Annotated in this window: 23 protein-coding genes and 1 pseudogene; 6 read left to right on the top strand and 18 right to left on the bottom strand. The window is 72.3% G+C overall.

All coding sequences use genetic code 11. The annotated features are described in order from the left end of the window. Position 1: 1 nt before the first annotated feature. Together treY and glgX are read right to left on the bottom strand one after the other, a co-directional pair. Positions 2-2,374, bottom strand: a complete 2,373-nt coding sequence (treY, locus tag FVS66_RS10475) for a malto-oligosyltrehalose synthase (RefSeq protein WP_149180744.1) — start codon at positions 2,372-2,374, stop codon at positions 2-4. 185 nt (positions 2,375-2,559) lie between these two features. Next, positions 2,560-4,722: a glycogen debranching protein GlgX gene (glgX, locus tag FVS66_RS10470; RefSeq protein ID WP_149180743.1), complete on the bottom strand. Its 2,163-nt coding sequence runs from the start codon at positions 4,720-4,722 to the stop codon at positions 2,560-2,562. 508 nt (positions 4,723-5,230) lie between these two features. On the opposite strand from glgX, the gene FVS66_RS10465 reads away from it, so the two are divergent. Next, on the top strand, positions 5,231-6,475 hold the full coding sequence (locus FVS66_RS10465; RefSeq protein ID WP_149180742.1) for an SAV2148 family HEPN domain-containing protein: 1,245 nt from the start codon (positions 5,231-5,233) through the stop codon (positions 6,473-6,475). A 99-nt stretch (positions 6,476-6,574) separates the two neighbouring features. After that, entirely contained in the window at positions 6,575-7,327 is a 753-nt protein-coding gene (locus tag FVS66_RS10460; protein WP_149180741.1) for a 3'-5' exonuclease, read from the top strand. A gap of 55 nt (positions 7,328-7,382) precedes the next feature. Here FVS66_RS10460 and FVS66_RS10455 read toward each other — a convergent pair whose 3' ends face one another. Continuing rightward, positions 7,383-8,246, bottom strand: a complete 864-nt coding sequence (locus tag FVS66_RS10455) for an aminoglycoside phosphotransferase family protein (protein WP_149180740.1) — start codon at positions 8,244-8,246, stop codon at positions 7,383-7,385. Between the two features lie 116 nt (positions 8,247-8,362). Here FVS66_RS10455 and FVS66_RS10450 point away from each other — a divergent pair. From FVS66_RS10450 to FVS66_RS10440, 3 genes and pseudogenes are all read left to right on the top strand, one after another. After that, a pseudogene (locus FVS66_RS10450) lies at positions 8,363-8,774 on the top strand (rRNA adenine N(6)-methyltransferase family protein); the annotation flags it as partial. Positions 8,775-8,806: 32 nt separating this feature from the next. Next, positions 8,807-9,367 carry a DUF1697 domain-containing protein gene (locus FVS66_RS10445; RefSeq protein WP_149180739.1) on the top strand — a complete coding sequence of 187 codons (561 nt, stop codon included), beginning with the start codon at positions 8,807-8,809 and terminating at the stop codon, positions 9,365-9,367. A gap of 43 nt (positions 9,368-9,410) precedes the next feature. Then, complete coding sequence (locus FVS66_RS10440; RefSeq protein ID WP_149180738.1) at positions 9,411-10,031, top strand: DsbA family protein; 621 nt, start codon at positions 9,411-9,413, stop codon at positions 10,029-10,031. A 12-nt stretch (positions 10,032-10,043) separates the two neighbouring features. Here the strand turns inward: FVS66_RS10440 and FVS66_RS10435 are convergent, their stop codons facing one another. Continuing rightward, positions 10,044-11,087 (bottom strand): helix-turn-helix transcriptional regulator, encoded by a 1,044-nt coding sequence (locus FVS66_RS10435; RefSeq protein ID WP_149180737.1) that lies wholly within the window; start codon positions 11,085-11,087, stop codon positions 10,044-10,046. A 282-nt stretch (positions 11,088-11,369) separates the two neighbouring features. On the opposite strand from FVS66_RS10435, the gene FVS66_RS10430 reads away from it, so the two are divergent. Beyond that, complete coding sequence (locus FVS66_RS10430; RefSeq protein WP_149180736.1) at positions 11,370-11,600, top strand: hypothetical protein; 231 nt, start codon at positions 11,370-11,372, stop codon at positions 11,598-11,600. Positions 11,601-11,716: 116 nt separating this feature from the next. Here the strand turns inward: FVS66_RS10430 and FVS66_RS10425 are convergent, their stop codons facing one another. From FVS66_RS10425 to FVS66_RS10360, 14 genes are all read right to left on the bottom strand, one after another. Further along, on the bottom strand, positions 11,717-12,469 hold the full coding sequence (locus FVS66_RS10425; protein ID WP_149180735.1) for a sirohydrochlorin chelatase: 753 nt from the start codon (positions 12,467-12,469) through the stop codon (positions 11,717-11,719). Between the two features lie 7 nt (positions 12,470-12,476). Further along, entirely contained in the window at positions 12,477-13,379 is a 903-nt protein-coding gene (locus FVS66_RS10420) for an ABC transporter permease (RefSeq protein WP_149180734.1), read from the bottom strand. Continuing rightward, positions 13,366-14,160 (bottom strand): ABC transporter ATP-binding protein, encoded by a 795-nt coding sequence (locus FVS66_RS10415; protein ID WP_149180733.1) that lies wholly within the window; start codon positions 14,158-14,160, stop codon positions 13,366-13,368. The genes FVS66_RS10420 and FVS66_RS10415 overlap by 14 nt, the downstream gene beginning before the upstream one ends. Before the next feature lie 49 nt (positions 14,161-14,209). After that, positions 14,210-15,325 carry an ABC transporter substrate-binding protein gene (locus tag FVS66_RS10410; RefSeq protein ID WP_262386914.1) on the bottom strand — a complete coding sequence of 372 codons (1,116 nt, stop codon included), beginning with the start codon at positions 15,323-15,325 and terminating at the stop codon, positions 14,210-14,212. Between the two features lie 219 nt (positions 15,326-15,544). After that, the gene (locus FVS66_RS10405) at positions 15,545-16,885 is read right to left on the bottom strand and encodes a sulfate adenylyltransferase subunit 1 (protein ID WP_149180732.1); all 1,341 of its coding nucleotides are present in this window, start codon (positions 16,883-16,885) and stop codon (positions 15,545-15,547) included. A gap of 2 nt (positions 16,886-16,887) precedes the next feature. Next, positions 16,888-17,826, bottom strand: a complete 939-nt coding sequence (gene cysD / locus FVS66_RS10400; RefSeq protein WP_149180731.1) for a sulfate adenylyltransferase subunit CysD — start codon at positions 17,824-17,826, stop codon at positions 16,888-16,890. Beyond that, complete coding sequence (gene cysC / locus FVS66_RS10395) at positions 17,823-18,404, bottom strand: adenylyl-sulfate kinase (RefSeq protein ID WP_149180730.1); 582 nt, start codon at positions 18,402-18,404, stop codon at positions 17,823-17,825. The genes cysD and cysC overlap by 4 nt, the downstream gene beginning before the upstream one ends. Further along, positions 18,401-19,108, bottom strand: coding sequence for a phosphoadenylyl-sulfate reductase (locus FVS66_RS10390; RefSeq protein WP_149180729.1), 708 nt, complete (start codon positions 19,106-19,108; stop codon positions 18,401-18,403). The genes cysC and FVS66_RS10390 overlap by 4 nt, the downstream gene beginning before the upstream one ends. Continuing rightward, positions 19,105-19,281: a hypothetical protein gene (locus tag FVS66_RS10385; RefSeq protein ID WP_149180728.1), complete on the bottom strand. Its 177-nt coding sequence runs from the start codon at positions 19,279-19,281 to the stop codon at positions 19,105-19,107. The genes FVS66_RS10390 and FVS66_RS10385 overlap by 4 nt, the downstream gene beginning before the upstream one ends. Further along, on the bottom strand, positions 19,278-20,975 hold the full coding sequence (locus tag FVS66_RS10380) for a nitrite/sulfite reductase (RefSeq protein WP_149180727.1): 1,698 nt from the start codon (positions 20,973-20,975) through the stop codon (positions 19,278-19,280). The genes FVS66_RS10385 and FVS66_RS10380 overlap by 4 nt, the downstream gene beginning before the upstream one ends. 138 nt (positions 20,976-21,113) lie before the next feature. Further along, positions 21,114-21,197, bottom strand: coding sequence for a putative leader peptide (locus tag FVS66_RS36540; protein ID WP_023590579.1), 84 nt, complete (start codon positions 21,195-21,197; stop codon positions 21,114-21,116). A gap of 109 nt (positions 21,198-21,306) precedes the next feature. Then, complete coding sequence (locus FVS66_RS10370; protein WP_149180725.1) at positions 21,307-21,876, bottom strand: GNAT family N-acetyltransferase; 570 nt, start codon at positions 21,874-21,876, stop codon at positions 21,307-21,309. Between the two features lie 179 nt (positions 21,877-22,055). Continuing rightward, positions 22,056-23,369: a helix-turn-helix domain-containing protein gene (locus FVS66_RS10365; protein WP_262386913.1), complete on the bottom strand. Its 1,314-nt coding sequence runs from the start codon at positions 23,367-23,369 to the stop codon at positions 22,056-22,058. 220 nt (positions 23,370-23,589) lie between these two features. Further along, positions 23,590-25,260: an acyl-CoA dehydrogenase family protein gene (locus FVS66_RS10360; RefSeq protein WP_149180724.1), complete on the bottom strand. Its 1,671-nt coding sequence runs from the start codon at positions 25,258-25,260 to the stop codon at positions 23,590-23,592. Between the last annotated feature and the right edge of the window lie 8 nt (positions 25,261-25,268).

The raw sequence follows: 25,268 nt of genomic DNA, 5'->3' as shown, positions 1-25,268 counted from the left end.
CTCACCCCGCCGCACAGGCCAGCAGCGCCACGGGGCGCCGCGCGAACAGCTCCGCCAGCGGAACCGGCCGACGCCCGCCCTCGACATACCCGCCCTCCTCGGCCAGGGCGTCCCGCCACCGGCCCTCCGGCAGCGTCAGCGACGTGCCGTTCCAGCCGCCCGCCTCCGCCAGCCGCAGCGACAGCCGGGTCACCGCCATGAGCACCCGCCCCGACGGCCCCGAGCGGTGGAACGCCACACAGTGCGCGGCCGCCGGGCCGTCCGCCGACAGCGGCTCGTACGTGCCGGGCTCGCCGAAGACGTCGGGGTGCCGCCGCCGCAGCCCCAGCGCCGCCCGCGTCACGGCCGTCTTCTCGTCCGGCGGCGCCTCCCGGAACGGCGCCCGGTTGTCCGGGTCCACCAGCGCCTCGTACACCGCCTCCGTGCCCTGGTAGAGGTCCGGTACGCCCGGCATGGTGAGGTGCAGCAGTGCCGCGCCCAGCACATTGGCCCGTACGTGCGGCGCCAGCTCGCGCGCCAGCTCAGCCACCGTGTACAGCGGCGGCCCCGCGGGCCCGGCGGCCACGAAGTCCGTCACCGCCCGCTCGTACGCCGCGTCCTGCTCCGTCCAGCCGGTGTGCAGCCCGGCCTCTCGGACCGCCTTCAGCAGCGCCCCGCCCAGCCGCTCCTCCGACGGGCCGTGTTCCCCGGGGGACGCCGTCCCCCGGACCCCAGGGGCCAGCCCCAGCGCCGTCTGCCACGCCGCCCACGCCAGCTGCCCGTCCGGGGCCGGTACCCGCGCCACGTCACCCAGCAGCTTCGCCCACCGGCCAGGGCACTCCGAGAGGACCGCGATCCGGGCCCGTACGTCCGCGCTCCGCTTGGTGTCGTGCGTCGACAGCACCGTCCCCGTAGCCGGCCAGTCCCGGGCGATCCGGGCGCAGTACGCGTGGAACTCCTCCGGAGCCACGGCCGGCCTGCCCGGGTCGCCGCCCACCTCGTTCGCCGACAGCAGCGGCACGTACCGGTAGAACGCCGTGTCCTCCACCGACTTCGCCCGCAGCGCCGAGGCCGTCTGGGCGAACCGCACCCGGAACGCCGTGTGGTCGGGCCCGTCCCCGAGCCGCCCGAGCGCCAGATCCCGTACGACGTCGACGGCGGTCGCCTCCTCCGGCACCGCGAACGTCCCCTTCGCGCTCAGCGCCGCCTCCGCCGTCAGGACGTCCTCCGCGCCGGAGCCGTACGGTCGGTAGACCGGCACCCGGATGAGAAGCTCCCGCAGGGCGGCCCGCAGCGCCCACGGGGCGTGGTCGCGCAGGCCGGGCACGGCGGCGCAGATCCGCACGGCCGTCCGGGTCAGGAACGCCACCTCCGCCGCCAGCTCGTGCGTCACCACCTTGTAGGCGGCCCGGCGCGCCGTCGCCTCCCAGTGGCCGCCCCGGTCGCCGGGCGGGGCGGCGAACGTCCGGTACAGCTCGGCGAGTTCCGCCGCGCCCCCCTCGTCCACGAACAGCCCGTCGACCCGGCGCAGCGCGTCGTAGCCGGTGGTGCCGGCCACCGGCCAGCCGGCCGGGAGCCACTCGTCGCCGGTGAGGATCTTCTCCACGACCGTCCAGCAGGCCCCGCCCGTCGCCCGGTCGAGCGCGTGCAGATACCCCTGGGGGTCGGCGAGTCCGTCGGGGTGGTCGATCCGCAGGCCCTCGATCACGCCGTCCCCGACCAGCTCCACGATCTTGGCGTGCGTGGCCTCGAACACCTCCGGGTCCTCGACCCGCACCCCGATGAGGTCGGAGATGGTGAAGAAGCGGCGGTAGTTCAGCTCGGTGCGGGCCAGCCGCCACCACGTCGGCCGGTACCACTGGGCGTCCAGCAGCTCGGGCAGCGGCAGCGCGGCCGTGCCGTCGCGGAGCGGGAAGACCTGAGCGCCGTACCGCAGCACGCCCGCGTCCGCGTCCACGCGGAGGTCACCGAGCACCTCCCCGATCCGGGCCGGGAGCACCGGCAGCAGCACCCTGCCGCCACCCGCCTCCCAGTCGATGTCGAACCAGCGCGCGTACGGCGACGCCGGCCCGTCCCGCAGAACCTCCCACAGCGGGCGGTTGTGGGGCAGCGCGGCGGCCATGTGGTTGGGCACCAGGTCCACGACCAGGCCCAGGCCGTGCTCCCGGGCGGTGCGGGCGAGGGCGCGCAGCCCGGCCTCGCCGCCCAGCTCCTCCCGCACCCGGCCGTGGTCGGTGACGTCGTAGCCGTGCGCCGAGCCGGGGACGGCCTCCAGGACCGGCGACAGATGCAGATGCGTGACCCCGAGCGAGGCGAGGTACGGCACCGCCTCGGCGGCGGCCGAGAACGGGTAGTCCGGCTGGATCTGGAGCCGGTACGTGGAGAGGGGCGTCATGCGAACGTACGTACCCGCCCGGGCGGCGCGTCTCTCATCACCTCATCGGATCACCTCGATCGGTGGACGCCCGCGTCGGCGGCGCGTCGGCCCGCCACCCGCCACCCGACCGCCGCGTCCGCCGCCGGGGAGTGTCCGGCGGGTCACGGCGACAGCGTGGCCCAGGCGTGATCCGCCGGACATGCCTACGCCGGGCGGCGCAGTACCGTCAGGCTCCGGCCCAGGAGGGTGAGCCGGTCGCCGGCCGCCACCTTGTCGCCCTGGCCGGGCGGGACGCCCTCCGGACGGCCGGTGTCCACGACCACCTGCCACTGGCGGCCGTGGTTGACCGGCACCACGAAGTCCAGATCGTCCGCGCTGGCGTTGAACATCAGCAGGAACGAGTCGTCGGAGATCCGCTCGCCGCGCGGCCCCGGCTCCGAGATTGCGCGGCCGTTCAGGAACACCGACAGTGCCCTGGCGTGGGCGGCCTGCCAGTCCCGTGCCTTCATCTCCTCGCCCTCCGGGGTGAACCAGGCGATGTCCGACAGGTCGTCGTGCGTGCCCTCCACCGGCCGTCCGTGGAAGAAGCGGCGTCGCCGGAAGACCGGGTGGTCGCGGCGGAGCCACACCATCGACCGGGTGAACTCCAGCAGCGACCGCGCCTCGTCGTCCTTGTCGTCCCGGTCCTTGCCGTCGTCGTCCCGGCCGTCCTGCTCGGGCTCCGGCCAGTGCACCCAGGCCAGTTCGCCGTCCTGGCAGTACGCGTTGTTGTTGCCGTGCTGGGTGCGGCCGAACTCGTCGCCGTGGCTGAGCATCGGCACGCCCTGGGACAGCATGAGCGTGGCGATGAAGTTGCGCATCTGGCGCAGCCGCAGCGCGCGGACGCCCGGGTCGTCCGTCTCGCCCTCCGCGCCGCAGTTCCAGGAGCGGTTGTGGTTCTCGCCGTCCCGGTTGTTCTCGCCGTTGGCGTCGTTGTGCTTGTCGTTGTACGAGACGAGGTCCCGCAGGGTGAACCCGTCGTGGCAGGTCACGAAGTTCACCGAGGCCAGCGGGCGCCGCCCGTCGTCCTGGTACAGGTCGGACGAGCCGGTCAGCCGGGACGCGAACTCGGCGAGCGTCCTCGGCTCGCCCCGCCACAGGTCGCGGACGGTGTCCCGGTACATGCCGTTCCACTCGGTCCAGAGCGGCGGGAAGTTGCCCACCTGGTAGCCGCCCTCGCCCACGTCCCACGGTTCGGCGATCAGCTTCACCTGGCTGACCACGGGGTCCTGCTGCACCAGGTCGAAGAACGACGACAGCCGGTCCACCTCGTGGAACTGGCGGGCCAGCGTCGCCGCCAGGTCGAAGCGGAAGCCGTCGACGTGCATCTCGGTCACCCAGTACCGCAGCGAGTCCATGATCAGCTGGAGGACGTGCGGGGACCGCATGAGCAGCGAGTTCCCGGTGCCGGTGGTGTCCATGTAGTACCGGGGGTTGTCGGCCAGCCGGTAGTACGAGTGGTTGTCCAGGCCCCGGAAGGAGAGCGTCGGCCCCAGGTGGTTGCCCTCAGCAGTGTGGTTGTACACCACATCCAGGATGATCTCGATGCCCGCCTTGTGCAGGGCCCGGACCGCCGACTTGAACTCCAGCACCTGCTGGCCCCGGTCGCCCCAGGAGGCGTAGGAGTTGTGCGGGGCGAAGTAGCCGATGGTGTTGTAGCCCCAGTAGTTGGCCATCCCGGCGTCCACCAGCCGGTGGTCGTTGACGAACTGGTGGACCGGCATCAGCTCGATGGCCGTCACGCCCAGCTCGGTGAGGTGCTCGACGATCGCCGGGTGGGCCAGCCCCGCGTAGGTGCCGCGCAGCTCCTTCGGCAGCGCCGGATGCAGCATCGTCAGGCCTTTCACATGGGCCTCGTAGATGACCGTCCGGTGGTAGTCGGTGCGCGGCGGCCGGTCGTCGCCCCAGTCGAAGTACGGGTTGACGACCACCGACGACATGGTGTGCGGGGCGGAGTCCAGGTCGTTGCGGGAGTCCGGTCTGCCGAAGTGGTAGCCGTACACCGCCTCGCCCCAGTCGATCCTCCCGGCGACCGCCCGCGCGTACGGGTCGAGGAGCAGCTTCGCGGAGTTGCAGCGCAGCCCGCGCTCCGGCGCGTACGGCCCGTGCACCCGGAATCCGTACCGCTGTCCCGGCATCACACCGGGCAGGTACGCGTGCCGTACGAACGCGTCGGTCTCGCGGAGCTCCACCGCGGTCTCCGAGCCGTCCTCGTGCAGCAGACACAGCTCGATACGGTCGGCGGCCTCGGAGAAGACCGCGAAGTTCGTGCCGGCGCCGTCGTAGGTGGCGCCGAGGGGATACGCCTGTCCCGGCCAGACCTGCATAGATAAGACTCTTCCATTCTGATCCGGCTGCTGGGGTCACTTCGCCCGATCCTCCACGAAACTCGCGCGACCGCCTAGCACGCCGGACGGTCCTACCGGGTGACCGGGAATCCGCCGCGGTCGCGAGGGGATGGCCGGAAATCCACCTCTTGGCGGCTCATGGCCCGCTGGTGACGTGCCGTCCGCCGCTGTCCCGAATTCATAGGACGACTACGCCGGAAGGGTGTCCGGTTGCCCGGGTCAACCTCGCGTTCCGCGGTGTCCCCCCGAGCGCGGAACGGGCGCCGCGCGCGCCCGCCGTGTCCGCCGGTCTCGCGCCGGGGCTCAATGCGTGCGGCTCACCACTATGAATCAGCTCACTGGGCCCGCCCCGGTGATCGGGAACCGCCGCCGGAGTCAGGGAGGTTGGGAAAGGAGCCTGTGCATCCGGCTGCACTGTCTCCCCCTCCCGGAGTACCCTTCCTTGATCGTTGGAGATGGGCGTTCAGGAGCAGAAGGCGGTGCGCGGGTGAGCTCGGGAGGGCTGGAGCTGCCCCCAGGTGACTCAGGTCATGAGGGGGACTCCACTGACTCCGCTGATGTCCCGCCCGGCGCGGTCTCACTCGCCCGGCCCATGGAGATCGGTGCGGAACTGGACTGGGACGCCGAGGACTGGAGCGAGGTACGTACCCGCGCCCAGCGGGCCGGACGCGCCTATATCTGGCTGAATCTGGTCGAACAGCGGCTGCGGGCCGTGGTCGCCGCCGTCCTGCGGCCCATCTACGAACCCATGCACGGCGACGAGTGGGTCGTGTCCGCCGCCGGCCCCGCCGGGCAGGAGTGGGTGCAGCGGGCCGTCGCCGTCCGCGAGGTCTCCCGCCGCAAGGGATACCTCCTGGACCCCGCCGACGACAACGTCCTCAGCTTCCTCACACTGCCGCAGCTGCGGGAGCTGATGGTGCAGCACTGGCCCTGCTTCGAACCCTACTTCGACGACCGCCGTGAGCTCGAGCTGGTCCTCGACGAGCTGGAGGTCACCCGCAACGTCGTCTCCCGCAACCGCGCCCTGTCCCGGACCGTCCTCGACCAGTCCGAGCGCGCCTCGGCCCGGCTCCTGGAGATCCTCGGAAGCGGCGCGGGCGTGCCCTCCACGCACCGACTGCCCGTCGACGCGGTCGAGGACCTGGTGGGCGACCGGTACGCCGACGTCGTCTCCGTCCACCCCGACCGGGTGCGGCTGCAGCGGCAGCTGCCCGCCGAGGACCTCTTCGGCGGGGCCCGGCGCGTCGACGCCATCGGCATAGGGCTCAACCTGCTGGTGCAGAACTTCTCCGGTCGGCGGCTGGTGCGGCTCGCCGAGTCCGGCTGCCGGATCCGGCTGCTGTTCCTCAACCCCGCCAGCAGCGCCGTCAAACGGCGCGAGCGGGAGCTCGGCATCAAGAAGGGCGAGCTCAGCCGGTCCGTGGAGATGAACATCCTGCACATGCGGCGTGTCCGCTCCAAGCTGCGCGACCCGGGCGCCTTCGAGATCCAGGTGTTCGACGAGACGCCGCGCTTCACCGCGTACCTGGTCGACGGGGACGGCCCGGACGGCGTCGGCATCGTCCAGTCGTATCTGCGCCGTGCCCGCGGCATGGAGGCGCCCGTGCTCGTGCTGCGCGGCGGCGCGCGGCGGCCGGTCGTCACCTCCGGCCGGGAGAACGACCACGGGCTGTTCGAGACATACCGCGAGGAATTCGAGTCGTTCTGGGTGGATTCACGGCCAGTGTCCTGATGTGGGGCCGGACGTCGCGTTGTCAGTGCCCCGTGCGAGGGTGAAGACCCACTGGGGGAGGGCGCCGCGCGGAATGCGGCGCCGCGAAGGAGGTTCGGCATGCGCTGGCACGGGGAGACGCTCGTCGGTTTCGACCTGGAGACGACGGGCACGGAGCCGCTCGAAGCGAGGATCGTGACGGCCGCGGTCGTGGAGGTACGGGACGGGCGCACGCTGGCGCGCCGCGAGTGGCTCGCCGACCCCGGCGTCCGTATCCCCGCCCAGGCGTCCGCGATCCACGGCATCAGCAGCGAACGCGCCACCGCCGAGGGCCGCCCGGCCCACGAGGTCGCCGACGAGATCGCGGACACCCTCGCCGGGTACTGGACACGCGGTGTCCCGGTCGTCGCGTACAACGCCGCGTTCGACCTGACCCTGCTCACCGCCGAATTGCGGCGGCACGGGCTGCCGTCGCTGAGCGAGCGGCTGGGCGGCGCGCCCATAGGCCCGGTCGTCGACCCGTACACCATCGACCGGGCCGTCGACCGCTACCGGCGCGGAAAGCGCAACCTGGAAGCGGTCTGCGCCGAGTACGGCGTGGTGCTCGACGGCGCCCACGAGGCGGCAGCCGACGCGCTGGCCGCCGTGCTGGTGGCCTGCGCGATAGCCGAGCGGCACGCCGTGGTGGCCGCGCTGACGCCGGGGGAGCTGCACGCACGCCAGGTGGAGTGGTACGCCGCGTGGGCCGCGGACTTCCAGAGCTTCCTGCGCCGCAAGGGCACGCCGGACGCCGTGGTCGACCCGGTCTGGCCGGTGCGCGCGCCGGAGCCCGAGCGCGGACCGGTGGCGGAGTCGGCGCCGGTGGCCGGCTGAGCGGCCGCTCCGTCACAGGTGCCCGGGCGAGGCGGCCCACCCTGATGCCGGCCCGTCAGAACGGGTACCAGCGGACCTCCGGGTCGCCGTCCCGCAGCGAGGCCACCCGGCGGCGGAACTCGGCCAGCGCCTTCGGGTCGGCCGGAGCGTGCTGGGCGACCCAGGCGCAGCTCGCCGTCTCCCGCGCCCCGCGCAGCACGGCGCACCCCTCCCACTCCCGGACGTCCCAGCCGTACGCGCCGGTGAACGCGTCGTAGGCCGCCGGGTCCAGGCCGTAGCGGTCACGGGCCAGGGCCAGTACCACCAGGTCGTGCTCGCGCAGGTCCACGGCGAACGTCTCCAGATCGACGAGGACCGGGCCGTCCGGGCCGACGTGGACGTTCCGCGGCAGTGCGTCGCCGTGGATCGGGCCCGGCTTCAGACGCGGCGCGAGAGCGGCGGCCGCCTCGGTGAACCCGTCCCGGCGCGCCCGTAGATATGCCGCGTCCGCAGGGTCGATCGCGTCACCGGCGAGCCGCAGCCACCGCTCCACACCACCCAGCAGATCGCGGTGGGGGAGGGGGAACGGCGGCGCGGGCAGCTCGTGCACCCGCCGCAGCAGCGCGGCCAGATCGCGGGGCTCGGCCGGCCGTACCGCTTCGGGCAGCCGGTGCCACACGGTCACCGGGTGCTCCTCCACCAGCCGGGCCCCGGGCTCCGCCGGCAGCACCACCGGAACGCCCACCTCCGCCAGCCAGGACGCGACGGCCACCTCCCGCCGGGCGCGGTCCAGCAACGCGGCGTCACGGCCCACCTTCACCACCCGTCCGCCGCCGACGGCGAACACCGCGTTCTCGCCCAGCGCCAGCAGCGTCGCGTCCCCGCGGTCCGCCGCGAACCCGGCGGCGTCCAGGATGTCCCGCGCCCGCGCCTCATGCATACCGGCCTCGCGCTCCCTCTCTCCGTACGGCTCCCATCAGGGAGTCTCGCACCCGGGCCCGCGGCGCCGCCGTGCCACCGGGCAAAAACCGGTCGGCCCGGCGAGAGGCCCGCCGGCTGCTCCTCGAAGTGGGACCCGGCGAGGGTGCGCTGACGGCGGCCCTCGCGCCGCGCGTCCGTGCCCTGCGCGCGTACGAGATCGACGCCCGGCTGCTGCCGGGGCTGCGCGCCCGGTTCGCCGACGCGCCGCACGTCCGTGTCGAGGCCGCGACTTCCTCGGTGCACGGCCGCCCCGCGAGCCGTTCGCCGTCGTCGGGGAGCTGCCCTTCTCCCGCACCGCCGCGATCGTCGACCGGTGCCTGCGCGCCTCGGCGCTCAAGACGCCATCCTGATCACCCGGCCGGAGTACGCCCGCAAGCGCACCGGCGACCGGTACGAGTGGCGGCTGCTCGGAACGATCGGACGCCGCGCGTTCCGGCCGGTGCCGCGCGTCGACGCCGGGACCGTCCGGATGGCCTGCAGCCCCACCCCACGGGGAAGGGCGGCCTAGGGTTGGTGACCATGACGACGACCCGATACGCCGCCCTCATGCGCGGGATCAACGTGGGCGGGGCCAAGAAGGTCCCCATGGCCGAACTCCGCGCCGTCCTGACCGGACTCGGACACCGCGACGTACAGACCTACCTCCAGTCCGGCAACGCCTTCTTCACCACCGCGTCCGGCGCCGACGAGAGCGCCCTCGCCACAGCGCTCGAAAAGGCCGTGGAGCAGCACTTCGGATTCCATGTCGACTGCCTCGTCCGCAGCGGCCAGTATCTGCGTGCCGTCGTCGAAGCCTGCCCGTACCCCGCCGCGGAACTGCAGCCCAAGCAGCTTCACGTCACCTACCTCTCCGCCCCCGTCACGGCCGACCGGTTCGCCGGTGTCGACCAAGGGGCCTACCTCCCGGAGGAGTTCCGCCTGGGCGACCGGGTGCTGTACCTCTACCTACCCGACGGCATCGGCCGTTCCAAACTCGCCGAGGCCCTCGCCCGCCCCGCCCTCTTCAAAGGCGTCACCACCACCCGCAACTGGAACACCGTGCTGAAGCTGGCGGAAATGGCCCAGCTCGACGCTCCATGAACGGCCCGCTCGTCCCGGCCATCCCCTCACTGGCCTCGACGGCATGACCACCCGACCCGACAGAACCACCGTCGACCTCTGGGCCGACCCCGCCTGCCCCTTCGCCTGGATCACCTCCCGCCGGCTCCTGGAGGTCGAACGCCACCGCGACCTCGACGTCCGCTTCCACATCATGAGTCTGTACCTGCACAACACCGGCAACGAACTGCCCGACCGGTACCGGGACCTGGTCGACCGGTCGACAGGCCCCGTACGAGTCGCGGCGGCCGCCGCCGAACGCCACGGCGAGGGCGTCCTGCGCGACCTCTACACGTCCGTCGGCAGCCGTATCCACCAGGACGAGAACCAGGACTTCGACGAGGTCGTCACCGAGGCCCTGGCCGCGCTCGACCTGCCCGCCGACCTGGCGGCAGCCGCGCACAACCCGGCGTACGACGCCGCGGTCCGCCGCAGCCACGACGCGGGCCGGGACCCGGCCGCCGGGGCCTACGTGGGGACGCCGACCCTTCACGTCGACGGCGCGGTCTGGTTCGGGCCCGTCCTCAACCCCATCCCGCGCGGCGAGGAGGCCGCCCGCCTCTTCGACGCCTTCCGCACCCTCGCCGGACACCGCGACTTCTTCGAACTGAAGCGCACCCGCACCGGCAGCCTCAGCTTCGTCTGAGCGAGCACAGTTCTATGCGCGGCGTGCTGCATCTTCCAACCGGGCTTCGTAGTGCGCCCGGTCCCGCCCATACCCCTCTCCGAGTGCAGGCAGCGCGTCACGGAACGCCGCTGCCGCGGTGGCCCAGTCCCGGCACGCGTAGGCTGTATCGGCTGCCTGGAGTCGCGCACGAGCCGGCGTGAGCCAGTACAGCCACGCAGGCCTGTCCGCCTCGTTCGGGGCTGACAGCGCACGTCGTAGCGCTTCCTCCGCCAGGCGCCGTGCTCTGTCTCGCTCACCCAGCGCGGCCGCCGCCTGGGCAGCCGTATGAGAAGCTGCGGCGGCTGCGGCTGGAGAGAGACCGAACTGCCGCCGCGCCAGCTCCGCCGTACGCAGAGCTCGTACGGGGTCACCGTGTCGCAGGCTGTACCAGGCGCGGACTCGGTTCGTCCACGACACCATGTCCGCCGCACCGCTGTCGGCTGCCCAGCCCTGGGCCAGGTCCATCCACACCAGTGCCGTTCCGCGTCTGCCTTCTTGCCATGCCACCCAGGACAACCAGTGCGCGTGTCCGGCGGCGAGCAGCAGGAGTCGGTCTGCGGTCGTCCCTGAGGTCTGGGGGATGAGTCGTGTGATCGCGTCGAGCTGGGATCGCACGACCGGCCACAGGACGAGTCCGCCGACCTGGTCTTCGGTGCGGCGCTGGGTGGCCAGGACCTCTCCGATCCACTCGGCCGTGCGCAGATCCGGTCGGCCCGTCCTGTGTCCGTGAGCCAGTCGCTCGCGCAGCTCGGGATTCGGTTCCCACTCCCCGTGAACAGCGCCTTGCCCCGCCTCGATCAACTCCTGAGGCACGTGCAGGCCTTCGCTGATGCGGTTCCGTACCTCGGCGGTCTTTACGCGCCGTCGGCCTGATTCGATCGCGGAGATATGGGGCTGAGGCATGCCGACGAGCGGTTCGAGGGCCTGCTGGGTGAGCCCTGTGGCGCGCCGGTATTCGCGGAGGATGGCAGCCCAGTCACCACGTGCCCACGCGGCGCGAAGCCTGATGTCTTTCCACGGTGCCTGTCCGCCCACGGTCGAAATATACGCCCGCTGCTGCCGAACCCGTATGAGACCGAGGGTGCATGGGACTCACGATGAGGTGACGTCCACACCGAGTTTCGTCGGAGAAGACATGACCATGAGGATCAAGGTGTACAAGGTGCGCCCGGATGGCAGCACCCGCACTGTTCGCCCCGCCCGCGAGGTACGGCCCGCCGATCAAGCCCCGGCTACCTTGGCCTACCCGCGCTGCTCCTGTTCACGCTGCCGCGCAGGGGAGCAGATGCGATGAGCTCACGAGATGAGGCAGCGCCCATGGCCGAGGACCCTGAGGAGCGGGTGACCGCCGAAGCCCGCATGTGCTCGCGCTGCGGTACAGGGGAGGATGTTCACTTGGTCGGCACGCGCTCGGCAGCGTCCGGTGCTGGTGTCAACCTGTACGGCTGTCTGAAGTGCGGTGTCTTCGTCGAGGACGAGCTGGCTTACTTGAAGTGGGCTCAGGAGACTCGCGCGATTCGCCGCGCTGAGTACGAGAGCCTCGGCTGAGACACTGCCCCGGCAAGGCCACCCCTCCCGAAAGGGGTGGTCATCATGATCGGGACAGGCAGCGCCTCAAGCTCTGCCGGGCGTACACCAGAACGCATCCCCGCGGGCCGTACGGCCTAGACCGCCGTCGGCAGAACCGCCGTCCGAGACGCCCCCGCCGCCCGCGCCTCGTCGTACCGTCGCAGCAGCAGCCGGGCCAGTTCCGGGGCCGGGCCCAGGACGTCCGCCATGATGTCCGCGTCGGCCGCGCCCGCCGCGATGCGGTCCGGGAGGCGGCCGGGGGCGATCACATACGGGGCGACGGCCACCCGCCGTACCCCGTCGGCGCGCAGCGCCCGTACCGCGTCCTCGGTACGGGGAAGAGATGCGGAGGCGAACGCAGGCCGCACGGTGCACCAACCGGTGCGCCGCAGCTCCCGCGCCATATCTGCGATCACTGCGATCGCCTCCGGGTCCGTGGAGCCCGCCGAGGCCAGGACGACCCCGGTCGAGTGCCGGTCGGCGGGTGTCAGCCCCGCCTCGTACAGGCGCCGCTCCAGCGCCGACACCAGCAGGGGCGACGGGCCGAGGACCTCCGCCTGGCGGATGCGCAGCGACGGCGGGGCCTGGCGGAGGACCGACGGGATGTCGGCCTTCGCATGGAACGCGCGGGTCAGGAGGAGGGGCAGGGCCACCACGTCCCGTACGCCGTCCGCCGCCAGGGACTCCAGGACCGCCGGGACCGCCGGGACGTTGAAGTCCAGGAAGGCCACCTCCACCCGCAGGCCGGGGCGGAGGGCCGTCGACTCGCGTACCAGCGCGTGGACCGTCGCGGCGTGCCGCGGATCGCGGCTGCCGTGAGCGACGACGAGGAGTACCGGAGCGGTCATGGCGTGCTCAGCTCCTGCCCAGCAGGCCGCGGCGGCGCAGCACCCGACGCTCCAGCGGGCTGAAGACCAGCAGGTCGATCGCGATGCCCACCAGGAGGATCAGGAAGATCGCCAGGAAGATGCCCGGCATGTCGGAGTTGTTGCGGCCGTTGTCCAGGAGCTGGCCGAGCCCGAGGCCGAGGTCCGGGGACGACGCGATGATCTCGGCGGCCATCAGGGAGCGCCACGAGAACGCCCAGCCCTGCTTCAGGCCCGCCAGATAGCCGGGCAGCGCGGCAGGCATCACGATGTGGAAGGCGCCCCGCAGCCCGGTCGCGCCGAGCGTACGGCCCGCCCGCAGGAACAGCGGCGGCACCTGGTCGACCCCGGCGACCAGACCGTTGGCGATGGACGGCACGGCGCCCAGCAGGATCACCGCGAACATCATCTGGTCGTTCAGGCCCAGCCACAGCACCGCCGGGGGCACCCAGGCGACCGACGGCAGGGACTGGAGGCCGGACAGGATCGGGCCGATCGCCGCCCGTACGAACTTCACGCGGGCGACCAGCAGCCCCAGCGGCGTGCCGATCGCAAGCGCCAGCAGGAAGCCGAACAGGGCCCGGGACACGCTCGTCCACATCACGTCGAACAACGTGCCCTGCAGCCACATCTCGGACAGGCTGTCCCACACCGCGGACGGAGCGGGCAGCTTGTACGCCTCGGTGACCTCCGCCCACACCAGCAGCTGCCAGACCACCAGCACGAGGGCCACCGCCACGACCGGCGGCAGGACCTTCTTCACAAGCGTCTCGCGCAGCGGAGTCCGGCGCGTCTCGACCGTGTCGAGCGCGTCCAGACCGGCCTCCAGGTCCTCGAGGTCGTCCGTCTTGCCGGCAGTGGTGGTGCCGGCCTCGGTATCAGTGCTGGCCATGTCGGCGGATCTCCCCCCGCAGTTGTTCGGTGATCTCCAGGGACAGCTCCGCCACCGCGGCGTCCTCGATGCGGCGCGGCTGCGGGATGCCGACCGTCCACTCCCGGGCGATCCGGCCCGGACGGGACGACAGCAGCACCACGCGCTGCGCGAGCCGGACGGCCTCCCGTACGTTGTGGGTGACGAACAGCACCGACAGCCCCGTCTCACGCCAGATCCGGGTCAGCTCGCCGTGCAGCACGTCCCGGGTGATCGCGTCGAGCGCGGCGAACGGCTCGTCCATCAGCAGCAGCCGGCTGTCCTGCGCCAGGGCCCGCGCCATCGCGACGCGCTGCCGCATACCGCCGGAAAGCTCGTGCACCCGCTTCCCGTACGCCCCGCCCAGCCGTACGAGTTCCAGGAGCCGCTCCGCCTCACCGCGCCGCTCGCTCTTCGGCACGCCGCGCAGCTTCAGCGCCAGTTCGATGTTCTTGCCGGCCGTCAGCCACGGGAAGAGCGCGTGCTCCTGGAACATCAGGGCGGGGCGGCCGTCCGTGGAGATGGCCCCGGAGGACGGCCGGTCGAGGCCGGCGACCAGGTTGAGCAGCGTCGACTTGCCGCAGCCGGAGGCCCCGAGGAGGGTGACGAACTCGCCCGGCGCGACATCGAGGCTGATGTCGTCCAGGACGAGCTGCTGCCCGGCGGGCCCGGCGAAGGACTTCGAGACATGCTCGATGCGCGCGGCGTACTCGACCGCCGTGCGGTCCTCGGCCGGGGTCGCGGTGCTGAGCGTGATGGCCATGGTCGTCACCTCCTGGGAAGGGGAACTCGGGAACTCGTCCGGTGCGGGCTCACTCGACGCCCAGCCCCGCGTCGGAGACCCGCGGCCGGCCCGCGGCCGCGAGGACCTTGTTGAGGGGTCTCAGGTCGTAGATCCCGGCCAGGTCGGGCTCTTCGAGGAGCCCGGACGTGACCGCGTGCCCGGCCTGCTCCCGGAGGGTGGCGGCCAGGGGGTCGTCGAGGAACCGGAGCGTCGGCCAGGCGGAGTCGACCACCTCGTCCGGCAGCGGCTTGCCGGTGAGCACCCGCAGCTGGGCGTTGGCGGCGGCCTTCGCCTCCGCCGGATGGGCGTTTATCCACGTGTTCGACTTGAGCGCGCCGCGCAGCACGGCCTCCACCACGTCCGGGTGCCGGTCGAGGAACTTCTGCGACACGACGATGTTCGTGATCACGAACTTCCCGTCCGGCCACAGCGACGCCTCGTCGAGGAGGACCTTCGCGCCCTCGGCGATCAGCTTCGAAGCGGTCGGTTCGGGCACCCACGCGCCGTCGACCGACCCGGACCGGTAGGCGTCCGGGACGATCTTGTTGTCGATCCGGAGGACCGAGACGTCGCCCTTGCCGCTCTGCGGGTCGGCCTTCCAGCCCTGCTCGGCGATCCAGTTGAGGAACGCCACGTCCTGGGTGTTGCCGAGCTGCGGCGTGGCGATCCGCTTGCCCTTGACGTCGGCAAGGCTCTTGATCTTGTCCGGGTCCACCACCAGGCGGACACCGCCCGACGCGGCGCCGCCGATGACGCGCAGGTTCCTCCCGCCCGACCGGACGTACCCGTTGATCGCGGGGGAGGGGCCGAGGAAGGCGATGTCGACCGACTCGGCGTTCAGCGCCTCCACGGCCGACGGTCCCGCGTTGAAGACCGCCGTACGCAGCCGGGTGCCCCGCAGCTCCTTCTGGAAGAAGCCCTCCCGGTCGCCCACCAGGGCTGTGCCGTGCGTCAGGTTCGCGAAGTACCCGACGCGGACCGTGTCCGCCGACAGCTTCGGGCCCTGGGCCACCACCTTCGCCTGCTCCTTGACGGCCTGCGAGCCGTAGCCGCAGGACGCCAGCGCCATCAGCAGCAGCGGCAGAACCGCGGCGACGGCGAGGCCGCGGCGCGGCGCGGGCCGGGAACGGGGGGTGGCAGGCACGGGAGGGGTTCCTCTCGTCGGCCCGGCCGCTACCTCCCGTGCGGGAGGGGCTGAGCGGTCGGGCGGTCGGCGGTGGCTGGTCGTCTTCGGCTGCGGCGGGTGAGCCGCCGGCGCGGGGTCATCGGGCACATCGCGCGACGCCCCCCGATCCCGCGCCCACGCAGCCGCTCCCTACGCGGCCGCCCTCCTTCGCGAAGGTCGCGAAGGCGTCGAGGGCCATCAGAAGTCCCAGCCCTCGTCGTCGGCGGCCGCGGCCTTCTCGGTGGCGAACGACTCGCCCGCCATTCCGGCCGCCAGGGTGGTGCCGTCCGCCGGGTCGATCAGCAGGAACGAGCCCGTACGGCGCGAGTCCACGTACGCGTCGAGCGCGAGCGGCTCGGCCGTGCGGACCTTGACAGTGCCGATGTCGTTGGCGACGAGCTGCCCTGGGTCCGGATGCTGGGACAGATCGTCCAGCGTGAGCCGCGACGGGATCTCCTTGACGATCGCCTTGACCGTGCGGGTGGTGTGCTTCAGCAGCACCCGCTGGCCCACCGTCAGCGGCTGGTCGGCCACATGGCAGACGGTCGCCTCGACGTCCTGGCTGGTGGCCGGGGCGTCGCCGGAAGGCACGATCAGGTCGCCGCGCGAGATGTCGATGTCGTCCTCCAGCAGGAGGGTGACGGACTGCGGGGTCCAGGCGATGTCCACCGGCGTGCCCAGCAGGTCGATCCCGGCGACCTTGGACGTACGGCCCGAGGGCAGCACGGTCACGTCCTGGCCGACCCGGAACGTACCGGCGGCGATCTGCCCCGCGTAGCCCCGGTAGTCCGGGTGCTCGGCGGTCTGCGGGCGGATCACGTACTGGACGGGCAGCCGGGCGTGGCAGCCGGTCAGGTCGTGGCTGACCGGGACGGTCTCCAGGTGCTCCAGCACCGTCGGGCCGCCGTACCAGTCCATGTTCGCGGACGGCTCCACGACGTTGTCACCGGCGAGCGCCGAGATCGGGATCGCGGTGATCTCCGGGACGCCCAGCTCGGAGGCGTACGCGGTGAACTCCTCGGCGATCTTCGCGAAGACGGTCTCCTCGTAGCCGACGAGGTCCATCTTGTTGACGGCCAGGACGACATGGGGGACGCGGAGCAGCGCGGCGATCGCGGCGTGCCGACGGGTCTGCTCGACCACGCCGTTGCGCGCGTCGACGAGGATCACGGTCAGCTCGGCGGTCGACGCGCCGGTCACCATGTTCCGGGTGTACTGCACATGGCCGGGTGTGTCGGCGAGGATGAACCGGCGCCGGGCGGTGGCGAAGTAGCGGTACGCCACGTCGATCGTGATGCCCTGCTCGCGCTCGGCCCGCAGACCGTCCGTCAGCAGCGCCAGGTCCGGGGCCTCCTGGCCACGGGAGCGGGAGGCGTGCTCGACGGCCTCCAGCTGGTCGGTGAGGACCGACTTGGAGTCGTGCAGCAGCCGCCCGACCAGGGTGGACTTGCCGTCGTCGACGGACCCGGCGGTCGCGAAACGCAGCAGGGTGGTGGCCGAGAGCTGCTCGGCGGCGGTGGTGCTGGACGTGCTGGACATCTCTAGAAGTACCCTTCGCGCTTGCGGTCTTCCATCGCGGCCTCGGACAGCTTGTCGTCGGCGCGGGTGGCTCCCCGCTCGGTCAGCCGGGACGCGGCGATCTCGGCGATCACGGCGTCGAGCGTGGTGGCGTCGGAGTCGACGGCGCCCGTGCAGGACATGTCACCGACCGTGCGGTAGCGGATCAGCCGCTTCTCCACCGGCTCGTCGTCCTTCGGGCCGCCCCACTCGCCGGCGGTCAGCCACATGCCGTTGCGGGAGAAGACGTCCCGCTCGTGCGCGAAGTAGATCTGGGGCAGCTCGATGCCCTCGCGGGCGATGTACTGCCACACGTCCAGCTCGGTCCAGTTGGACAGCGGGAACACGCGGACGTGCTCACCGGGGGCGTGCCGGCCGTTGTACAGCTGCCACAGCTCGGGCCGCTGGCGGCGCGGGTCCCACTGCGAGAACTCGTCGCGCAGGGAGAACACCCGCTCCTTGGCACGGGCCTTCTCCTCGTCGCGCCGCCCGCCGCCGAACACCGCGTCGAAGCGGTGCTGCTGGATGGCCTCGGTCAGCGGCACGGTCTGCAGCGGGTTGCGGGTGCCGTCGGGGCGCTCACGGAGCTTGCCGGCGTCGATGTACTCCTGCACCGACGCGACGTGCAGCCGCAGGCCGTGCCGGGCCACGGTCCGGTCGCGGTACTCGATGACCTCGGGGAAGTTGTGCCCGGTGTCCACGTGCAGCAGCGAGAACGGGACCGGCGCGGGCGCGAACGCCTTCAGCGCCAGGTGCAGCATGACGATGGAGTCCTTGCCGCCGGAGAAAAGGATCACCGGCCGCTCGAACTCACCCGCCACCTCGCGGAAGATGTGGACGGCCTCGGACTCCAGCGCGTCGAGGTGCGACAGCGCGAACGGGCTGTCGGTGTCTTCCTGGACCGTGTTGACGGTGGTCGTCATGCCAGACCCCTTTCGGTGAGCAGCGCGTTCAGCGCCGCCGCGGACTCCTGCACGGTCTGGTCCTGCGACTCGATCCGCAGGTCGGGCGTCTCCGGGGCCTCGTACGGGTCGTCGACGCCGGTCAGCCCGCTGATCTCGCCGGCTGCCTGCCTGGCGTACAGCCCCTTCACATCGCGTACGGAGCACACGTCGAGCGGCGTGGCGACATGCACCTCCAGATACGCGGTGCCTGCCTGCTGGTGGCGCTTGCGGACCGCCTCGCGGCTGTCCGCGTACGGCGCGATGACCGGGACGAGGACCTTCACGCCGTTCGACGCGAGCAGTTCGGCGACGAAGCCGATGCGCTGCACGTTGGTGTGCCGGTCCTCGCGGCTGAAGCCGAGGCCCGCCGAGAGGAACTCGCGGATCTCGTCACCGTCGAGCACCTCCACCCGGTGGCCCTCGTCACGCAGCCGGCCCGCGAGCTCGTACGCGATGGTGGTCTTGCCGGCGCTCGGCAGACCGGTGAGCCAGATGGTGGCCCCGCTGGCCGCAGCCGCAGTCACGTGGTTCTCCTGAAGGTTCTGGTGGTTCGTCATCCGTGCAGCCCGCACTCCGTCTTGGTGCGGCCCGCCCAGCGGCCGGCGCGCGCGTCCTCGCCGTCCTGCACGCGGCGCGTGCAGGGGGCGCAGCCGACGGAGGCGTAACCGTCCATCAGCAGCGGGTTGGTGAGGACCCCGTGCTCGGCGACGTACGCGTCGACGTCGTCCTGCGTCCAGCGGGCGATCGGCGAGACCTTGACCTTGCGGCGCTTCTCGTCCCAGCCGACGACCGGGGTGTTCGCCCGGGTCGCGGACTCGTCGCGGCGCAGCCCGGTCGCCCAGGCGTCGTACCCGGTCAGGCCCTCTTCCAGCGGCTTGACCTTGCGCAGCGCGCAGCACAGGTCCGGGTCGCGGTCGTGCAGCCGGGGCCCGTACCGGGCGTCCTGCTCGGCCACGGTCTGGCGCGGCGTCAGCGTGATGACGTTGACGTCCATCACGGCCTCCACCGCGTCGCGGGTCCCGATGGTCTCGGGGAAGTGGTAGCCGGTGTCGAGGAACACCACGTCCACGCCGGGGAAGGCGCGCGAGGCGAGGTGGGCGACCACCGCGTCCTCCATGGAGGAGGTGACGCAGAAGCGCTTGCCGAAGGTGTCGGCGGCCCACTTCAGGATGTCGAGCGCCGAGGCGTCCTCGAGCTCGCGGCCGGCGCGCTCGGCGAGCGCCTTGAGATCCTCGTCCGTCGTCGTCTCCGTCACGGTCACGTCTGTTCCCCTCCGCTGTCGTGGCGCTGGAGGCCCCGGGCCAGCAGGCCCAGGAACTTCAGCTGGAAGGCTCTGTTGCAGGCCGCGCACTCCCATGCCCCGCCCTGCTCCCCGGGGCGCAGATCCTCGTCGCCGCAGTACGGGCAGTAGAAGGGCGCCGCGCGTTCGCTCATGACAGCGCCTCCTCACTCGCCCGGGCGGCCCAGGTGGCGAACCGCTCGCCGTCCTCGCGCTCCGTCTGGTAGCGGGTGAGGACGCGCTCGATGTAGTCGGGCAGCTCGGCGGAGGTGACCTTCAGGCCGCGCACCTTGCGGCCGAAGCCGGCCTCCAGGCCGAGGGCGCCGCCCAGGTGGACCTGGTAGCCCTCGACCTGCTCGCCCTCGTCGTTCAGCACGAGCTGGCCCTTGAGACCGATGTCCGCCACCTGGATACGGGCGCAGGCGTTGGGGCAGCCGTTGATGTTGATGGTGATCGGCTGGTCGAACTCGGGCATGCGCCGCTCCAGCTCGTCGATCAGCGAGGCGCCGCGGGCCTTCGTCTCGACGATGGCCAGCTTGCAGAACTCGATGCCGGTGCAGGCCATCGTGCCGCGCCGGAACGTGGACGGCCTGACCCGCAGGTCGAGCGCCTCCAGTGCCGCGCTGAGCGGCTCGACCTGGCTCTCCTCCACATCGAGGATGATCATCTTCTGCTCGACGGTGGTACGGACGCGGCCGGAGCCGTGTGCCTCCGCCACCTCGGCGATCTTGGTGAGGGTCGCACCGTCCACGCGGCCGACGCGCGGGGCGAAGCCGACGTAGTAGCGGCCGTCCTGCTGCCGGTGGACACCGACGTGGTCGCGCCACTGCTGGACGGGCTGTGCGGGCGCCGGGCCGTCGACCAGCTTGCGCTTCAGGTACTCGTCCTCCAGGACCTGGCGGAACTTCTCGGCGCCCCAGTCGGCGACGAGGAACTTCAGCCGGGCGCGGGTGCGCAGCCGCCGGTACCCGTAGTCACGGAAGATCGAGATCACACCGGTGTAGACGTCCGGGACCTCGTCGAGCGGGACCCACGCGCCGAGCCGGACACCGATCTTGGGGTTGGTGGACAGCCCGCCCCCGACCCACAGATCGAACCCGGGTCCGTGCTCGGGGTGCTCGACCCCGACGAAGGCGATGTCGTTGATCTCGTGCGCCACGTCGAGCAGCGGGGAGCCGGAGACCGCGGACTTGAACTTGCGGGGCAGGTTGGAGAAGTCCTTGTTGCCGATGATGCGGCGGTGGATCTCCTCGATGGCGGGGGTGCCGTCGATGATCTCGTCCTCGGCGATCCCGGCGACGGGGGAGCCGATGATGACACGCGGCGTGTCACCGCATGCCTCGGTGGTGGACAGGCCGACCTCTTCGAGGCGGCGCCAGATCTCGGGGACGTCCTCGATCCGGATCCAGTGGTACTGGACGTTCTGCCGGTCGGTGATGTCGGCGGTGCCCCGGGCGAACTCCTGGGAGATCTCACCGATGACCCGCAGCTGCCGGGTGGTCAGCCGGCCGCCGTCGATCCGGACGCGGAGCATGAAGTACTCGTCGTCCAGCTCCTCCGGCTCCAGGACGGCGGTCTTGCCGCCGTCGATCCCGGGCTTGCGCTGGGTGTAGAGGCCCCACCAGCGCATCCGGCCGCGCAGGTCGTTGGGGTCGATGGAGTCGAAACCGGCCTTCGAGTAGATCGTCTCAATGCGTGTCCGCACATTGAGACCGTCATCGTCCTTCTTGAACTGCTCATTGCCGTTGAGGGGCGTGAAGTGGCCCCTGGCCCACTGGCCCTCGCCACGGTGGCGCCCCGGCTTGCGGCGGGGCGTGGCGGGTGCGGGCTTTTCCGGGGTGGCGGCCATGGCAAATACGTCCTTCGGGACTGCAGGAGGGCGGCTCTGACCTGCGCAATGTCGCGCAGGGCTAGGGTCCCTGCGCGACATTGCGCGATGGGTGTCAGAAGATCGGGATCACGGCGTTGCTGGTGTGCTGGGGTTCGCTCAGCTCGCCGGACACATGGCGCTGGACATGCGGCCGAGGTCGACGTGCCGCCGACTCACCAAGGCAATTCCAGCTCGAGACATGACGGAAGCGTGGCACGGGAGTTTGGACTCAGTCCACCTTTGTCCGCGATGTGGACAAAGGTGTCCCGCATGGTGGATGGGTGTGGCCCGGGTCACTCCGGGCCCCACTTCACTCGTGGGCGCCCGGCCACGGCCCCGGCGCGGCGGCCGCCTCGGCCTTCCGGGCGACCTTGGTGTCGTAGAGCCGGAAGCCGCGCCGCTGGTAGTTGGCCATCGCGTGCTCGCCGTCCAGGGAGCAGGTGTTCAGCAGCACCCGCTCGGTCGCCGCCCGTCCGGGCCAGCGGTCGGCCAGGTCCCAGGCGCGGGCGGTGCCGTAGGACAGCAGATGTCCGCCGATGCGCCGGCCCCGGAAGGCCGGGACGAGCCCGAAGTACATGATCTCGACGACGCCCTCGTCCCGCGCGTCCAGCTCGATGTACCCGGCGGGCGTCCCCTTCTCGTACGCGACCCAGGTCTCGGCCCCCGGCCGCTCCAGGATCTCCCGCCACTGGCCGTAGGTCAGCCCGAGCCGGTCCACCCAGCACAGATCGCCGCCCACCGAGCAGTAGAGGAACCGACTGAACTCGGGCGAGGGCACCTCGGCGCGGACCACCTCGACGTCACCGCCGGGCTCGGCGGCGGGCCGCAGGTCGTCCCGCGAGGTCTGCTCCAGGTACCAGGTGGTGACGGTGACGCTCATGGGAGCCAGGGAATCACGGGGGGTCGCGCTCTGGCCAGCGCCGTCAGCCGCCGCCGGCCGGGGGCGGGGTACAAGAGGGGCCCGCCGTGCACCACGCCCGGGCGTCCGGCACCCTGACGTACCGCCCCGCCGGGCAGCCGGGCAGCCGGGTCGCCGGACGTCCGCCGAGTCCCCAGGAGTCAGGCCGGGGCGTCCGCCCCGCGGGCTGCCACCACCGCCGGGGCCGTCGAGTACGGCAGCAGGTCGCGCGGGTCGGCCGGGCCGGTCACCTCGACCCGCACCTCCTCGCGGAACCGGTACGGGCGATGCGCCAGCACGCCGCCCAGAGTGCGCCGGATCCGGGACATCTCCGCCCGCACCGTCACCGTCCGCGTACGGTCCCCGAACACGTCCGCCGCCAGCTGCGCCGCCGTACGTCCCTCCCGGTGCACCGCCAGGACGTACAGCAGCTCCGCGTGGCGCGGGCTCAGCTCGCGCGTCCAGCCGCCCGTCCCGCCCGACACCCGCACCGTCCAGTCGCGCGTCCGGCTCACGTCCAGCACCAGCCGGGTCACCTCGCCCGCCGACGCCCGCGCGCCCGCCTCGTCGCCGGCCGGCCGCAGCAGCCAGCCGCCCGGCAGCGGCTCCACCACGCACTCGCCCAGCGCCGGCAGCCACACCCGGCCCGGCCCGAACGCCCTCGGCAGCGGCAGCCGGTCCACCGGAGCCATCCCCGTCACCGCCGCCGTCCACCCGTGCCGGTCCACCGCCACCGCGCGGCCGCCCACCCGGTGCAGCAGCGGCGCCGCGACCGCCCGCAGCCGGGCCAGCTCCGAGAGGTGCCGATTGCGCAGCTCGGCCTCCGCCAGCCGGGCCACCGAGCCCACCAGCAGCAGCGTCGCCGGGTGCATCGTCGTGACCGGACCGCTCACATCGACCACACCCATGAGCCGGCCGTTCCGGGGGTCCGTGATGGGCGCGCCCGCGCACGTCCACGCGTGGTGCGTCGCCACGAAGTGCTCCGCCGAGTGGACCTGCACCGGGCGCCGCATCACCAGCGCCGTACCCACGCCGTTCGTGCCGACCGTCGACTCCCGCCAGTCCGCACCCGGCTCGAAACCGTGCCCGTCGGCCATCCGCAGCACCGAGGCGTGGCCCTCGCGCCACAGCACCCGGCCCTCGGCGTCCGCGACGACCATGATGTGCCGCACCGGATCGGCCACCGACCCCGGCACCGACATCAGCCCCTCGCGCAGCACCGGCAGCAGCTCGCCCAGCGGGCCGCCCCTCCGCTCCTCCAGCTCACCGGCGGACAGCAGACCCGACCGGCGGTCCCTGTCCGGATCCACCCCCTCGCGCAGCATCCGCTGCCACGACGCCTGGATGTCGGCGCGCGGCGCCAGCGGGGCCCGCGCGCCGCGCAGGGCGGCGTCCCTGATGCCCTTGAGCAGCAGCGCCGCCTCACGCGAGTCCATCGAAGCGAGCCGCGTCATCTCGACTGTGGCGTTCCGCACCGGGCCTCCCCGTCCCCGTTTCAGCCCCCATCATCCCCCGCCCCCGCACCGGCTCGGGCCGCCGCCGAACAGAACCCGCCACCCTGCTGCAACCCCCTGCAACTCTCGCGCGGAGCCGTGCGCCTGTACGAAAGTGGGCCGCGTACCGGTCTCCCGGTACGCGACGGGATGGTGCCGTGTCGGCGCAGCACCATCCCAGCCGCGCTCCGGGCGCGGGGGCCTACACGGCCACCCGCGCCCGTTCCACGACCGCCTCCAGGTCCAGCGTGTGCGGCAGCGTCCCGAACGCCGTCCCCCAGTCGCCGCCCAGCCGCGACCCGCAGAACGCGTCCGCGACCTCCGGCGGCGCCCACCGCACCAGCAGCGAACCCTGCAGCACCAGCGCCATCCGCTCCACCAGCCGCCGCGCCCGCGCCTCGATACCGTCCAGGTCGGACAGCTCGGTCAGCAGGCCCTTGACGGCCCCGTCCAGCCGGTGGTCCGCGCCGCGCGCCGCGCCGACCTCCTGCAGGAAGGCGTTCAGCGCCTCCGGCTCCCGCTGCAGCGCCCGCAGCACATCCAGCGCCTGGACGTTGCCGGAGCCCTCCCAGATGGAGTTGAGCGGCGCCTCACGCAGCAGCCGCGGCATCCCGGACTCCTCCACGTACCCGTTGCCGCCCAGGCACTCCAGGGCCTCCGCCACCGTCGGTGTGCACCGCTTCGTCACCCAGTACTTCGCCGTCGGCACCGCGAGACGCAGCAGTGCCCGCTCGGTCTCCGCGCCCGCGGCGCCCGACTCCACCGCGTCGTACGCCGCCGCGAGCCGCATCCCGAGGACCGTCGCCGCCTCCGACTCCAGCGCCAGATCCGCCAGGACGTTGCGCATCAGCGGCTTGTCGATCAGCGGTCCGCCGAACGCGCTGCGGTACGAGGCGTGGTGCACCGCCTGGACCACCGCCTGCCGCATCTGCGCCGCCGACCCGACCACACAGTCCAGGCGCGTCGCCGCCACCATCTCGATGATGGTGCGCACTCCGCGCCCCTCCTCGCCGACCCGGCGCGCCCACGTCCCGTCGAACTCGACCTCGCTCGAGGCGTTCGAACGGTTGCCCAGCTTGTCCTTCAGCCGCTGGATCCGGAACACGTTGCGCGAGCCGTCCGGCAGCACCCGTGGCACCAGGAAGCACGTCAGGCTGTCCCGTCCCCCGGAGGCGGCCGTCTGCGCCAGCACCAGGAAGCCGTCCGACATCGGCGCCGAGCAGAACCACTTGTGGCCCGTCAGGACGTACTCCCCGGACGCCTCCAGCGGGGTCGCCCTCGTCGTGTTGGCCCGTACGTCGCTGCCGCCCTGCTTCTCCGTCATGCCCATCCCGAAGAGCACCCCGGCCTTCTCGGCGGGCGGCCGCAGCTCCTCGCCCTCGTACACCCGAGAGGTCAGCTTCGGCTCCCACTCGGCGGCCAGCTCCGGGTCCACGCGCAGCGCGGGGACCGCGGCGTGCGTCATCGACAGCGGGCAGCCGTGCCCCGCCTCCACCTGCGTCCACACCAGGAACCCGGCCGCGCGCCGCACATGGCCGCCCGGTCTGCCCCAGGCGGCGGTCAGCCCGGACGTCACGGCGTGCCCCAGCAGCCGGTGCCACGCCGGGTGGAAGTCGACCTCGTCGATCCGGTGGCCGTACCGGTCGTGGGTGCGCAGTTTCGGCGGGTTCTCGTTGGCGAGGGTGCCCCAGGACTGCGCGGGCGCCGACCCGGCAGTGGTGCCCAGCGTGGCGAGTTCCTGCCGGGCCTCCTCGCGGAGCTCGGGCGGAAGGTGACGCTCCACGGCTTCGGTCAGGGCTCGGTCGGTGGTGAAGACGTCGTATCCCACCAGGGGCGGAGGCTGGTTGGTCACGGTGTGGGTGGTGGCTGCCATGCGGATAC

Source organism: Streptomyces sp. TRM49041 (genome assembly GCF_008271805.1).
In the GTDB taxonomy this organism is placed as follows: Bacteria; Actinomycetota; Actinomycetes; order Streptomycetales; family Streptomycetaceae; genus Streptomyces.
Note: the sequence above shows the minus strand (reverse complement) of the source record. Positions and strands in the feature narration are given on the sequence as shown.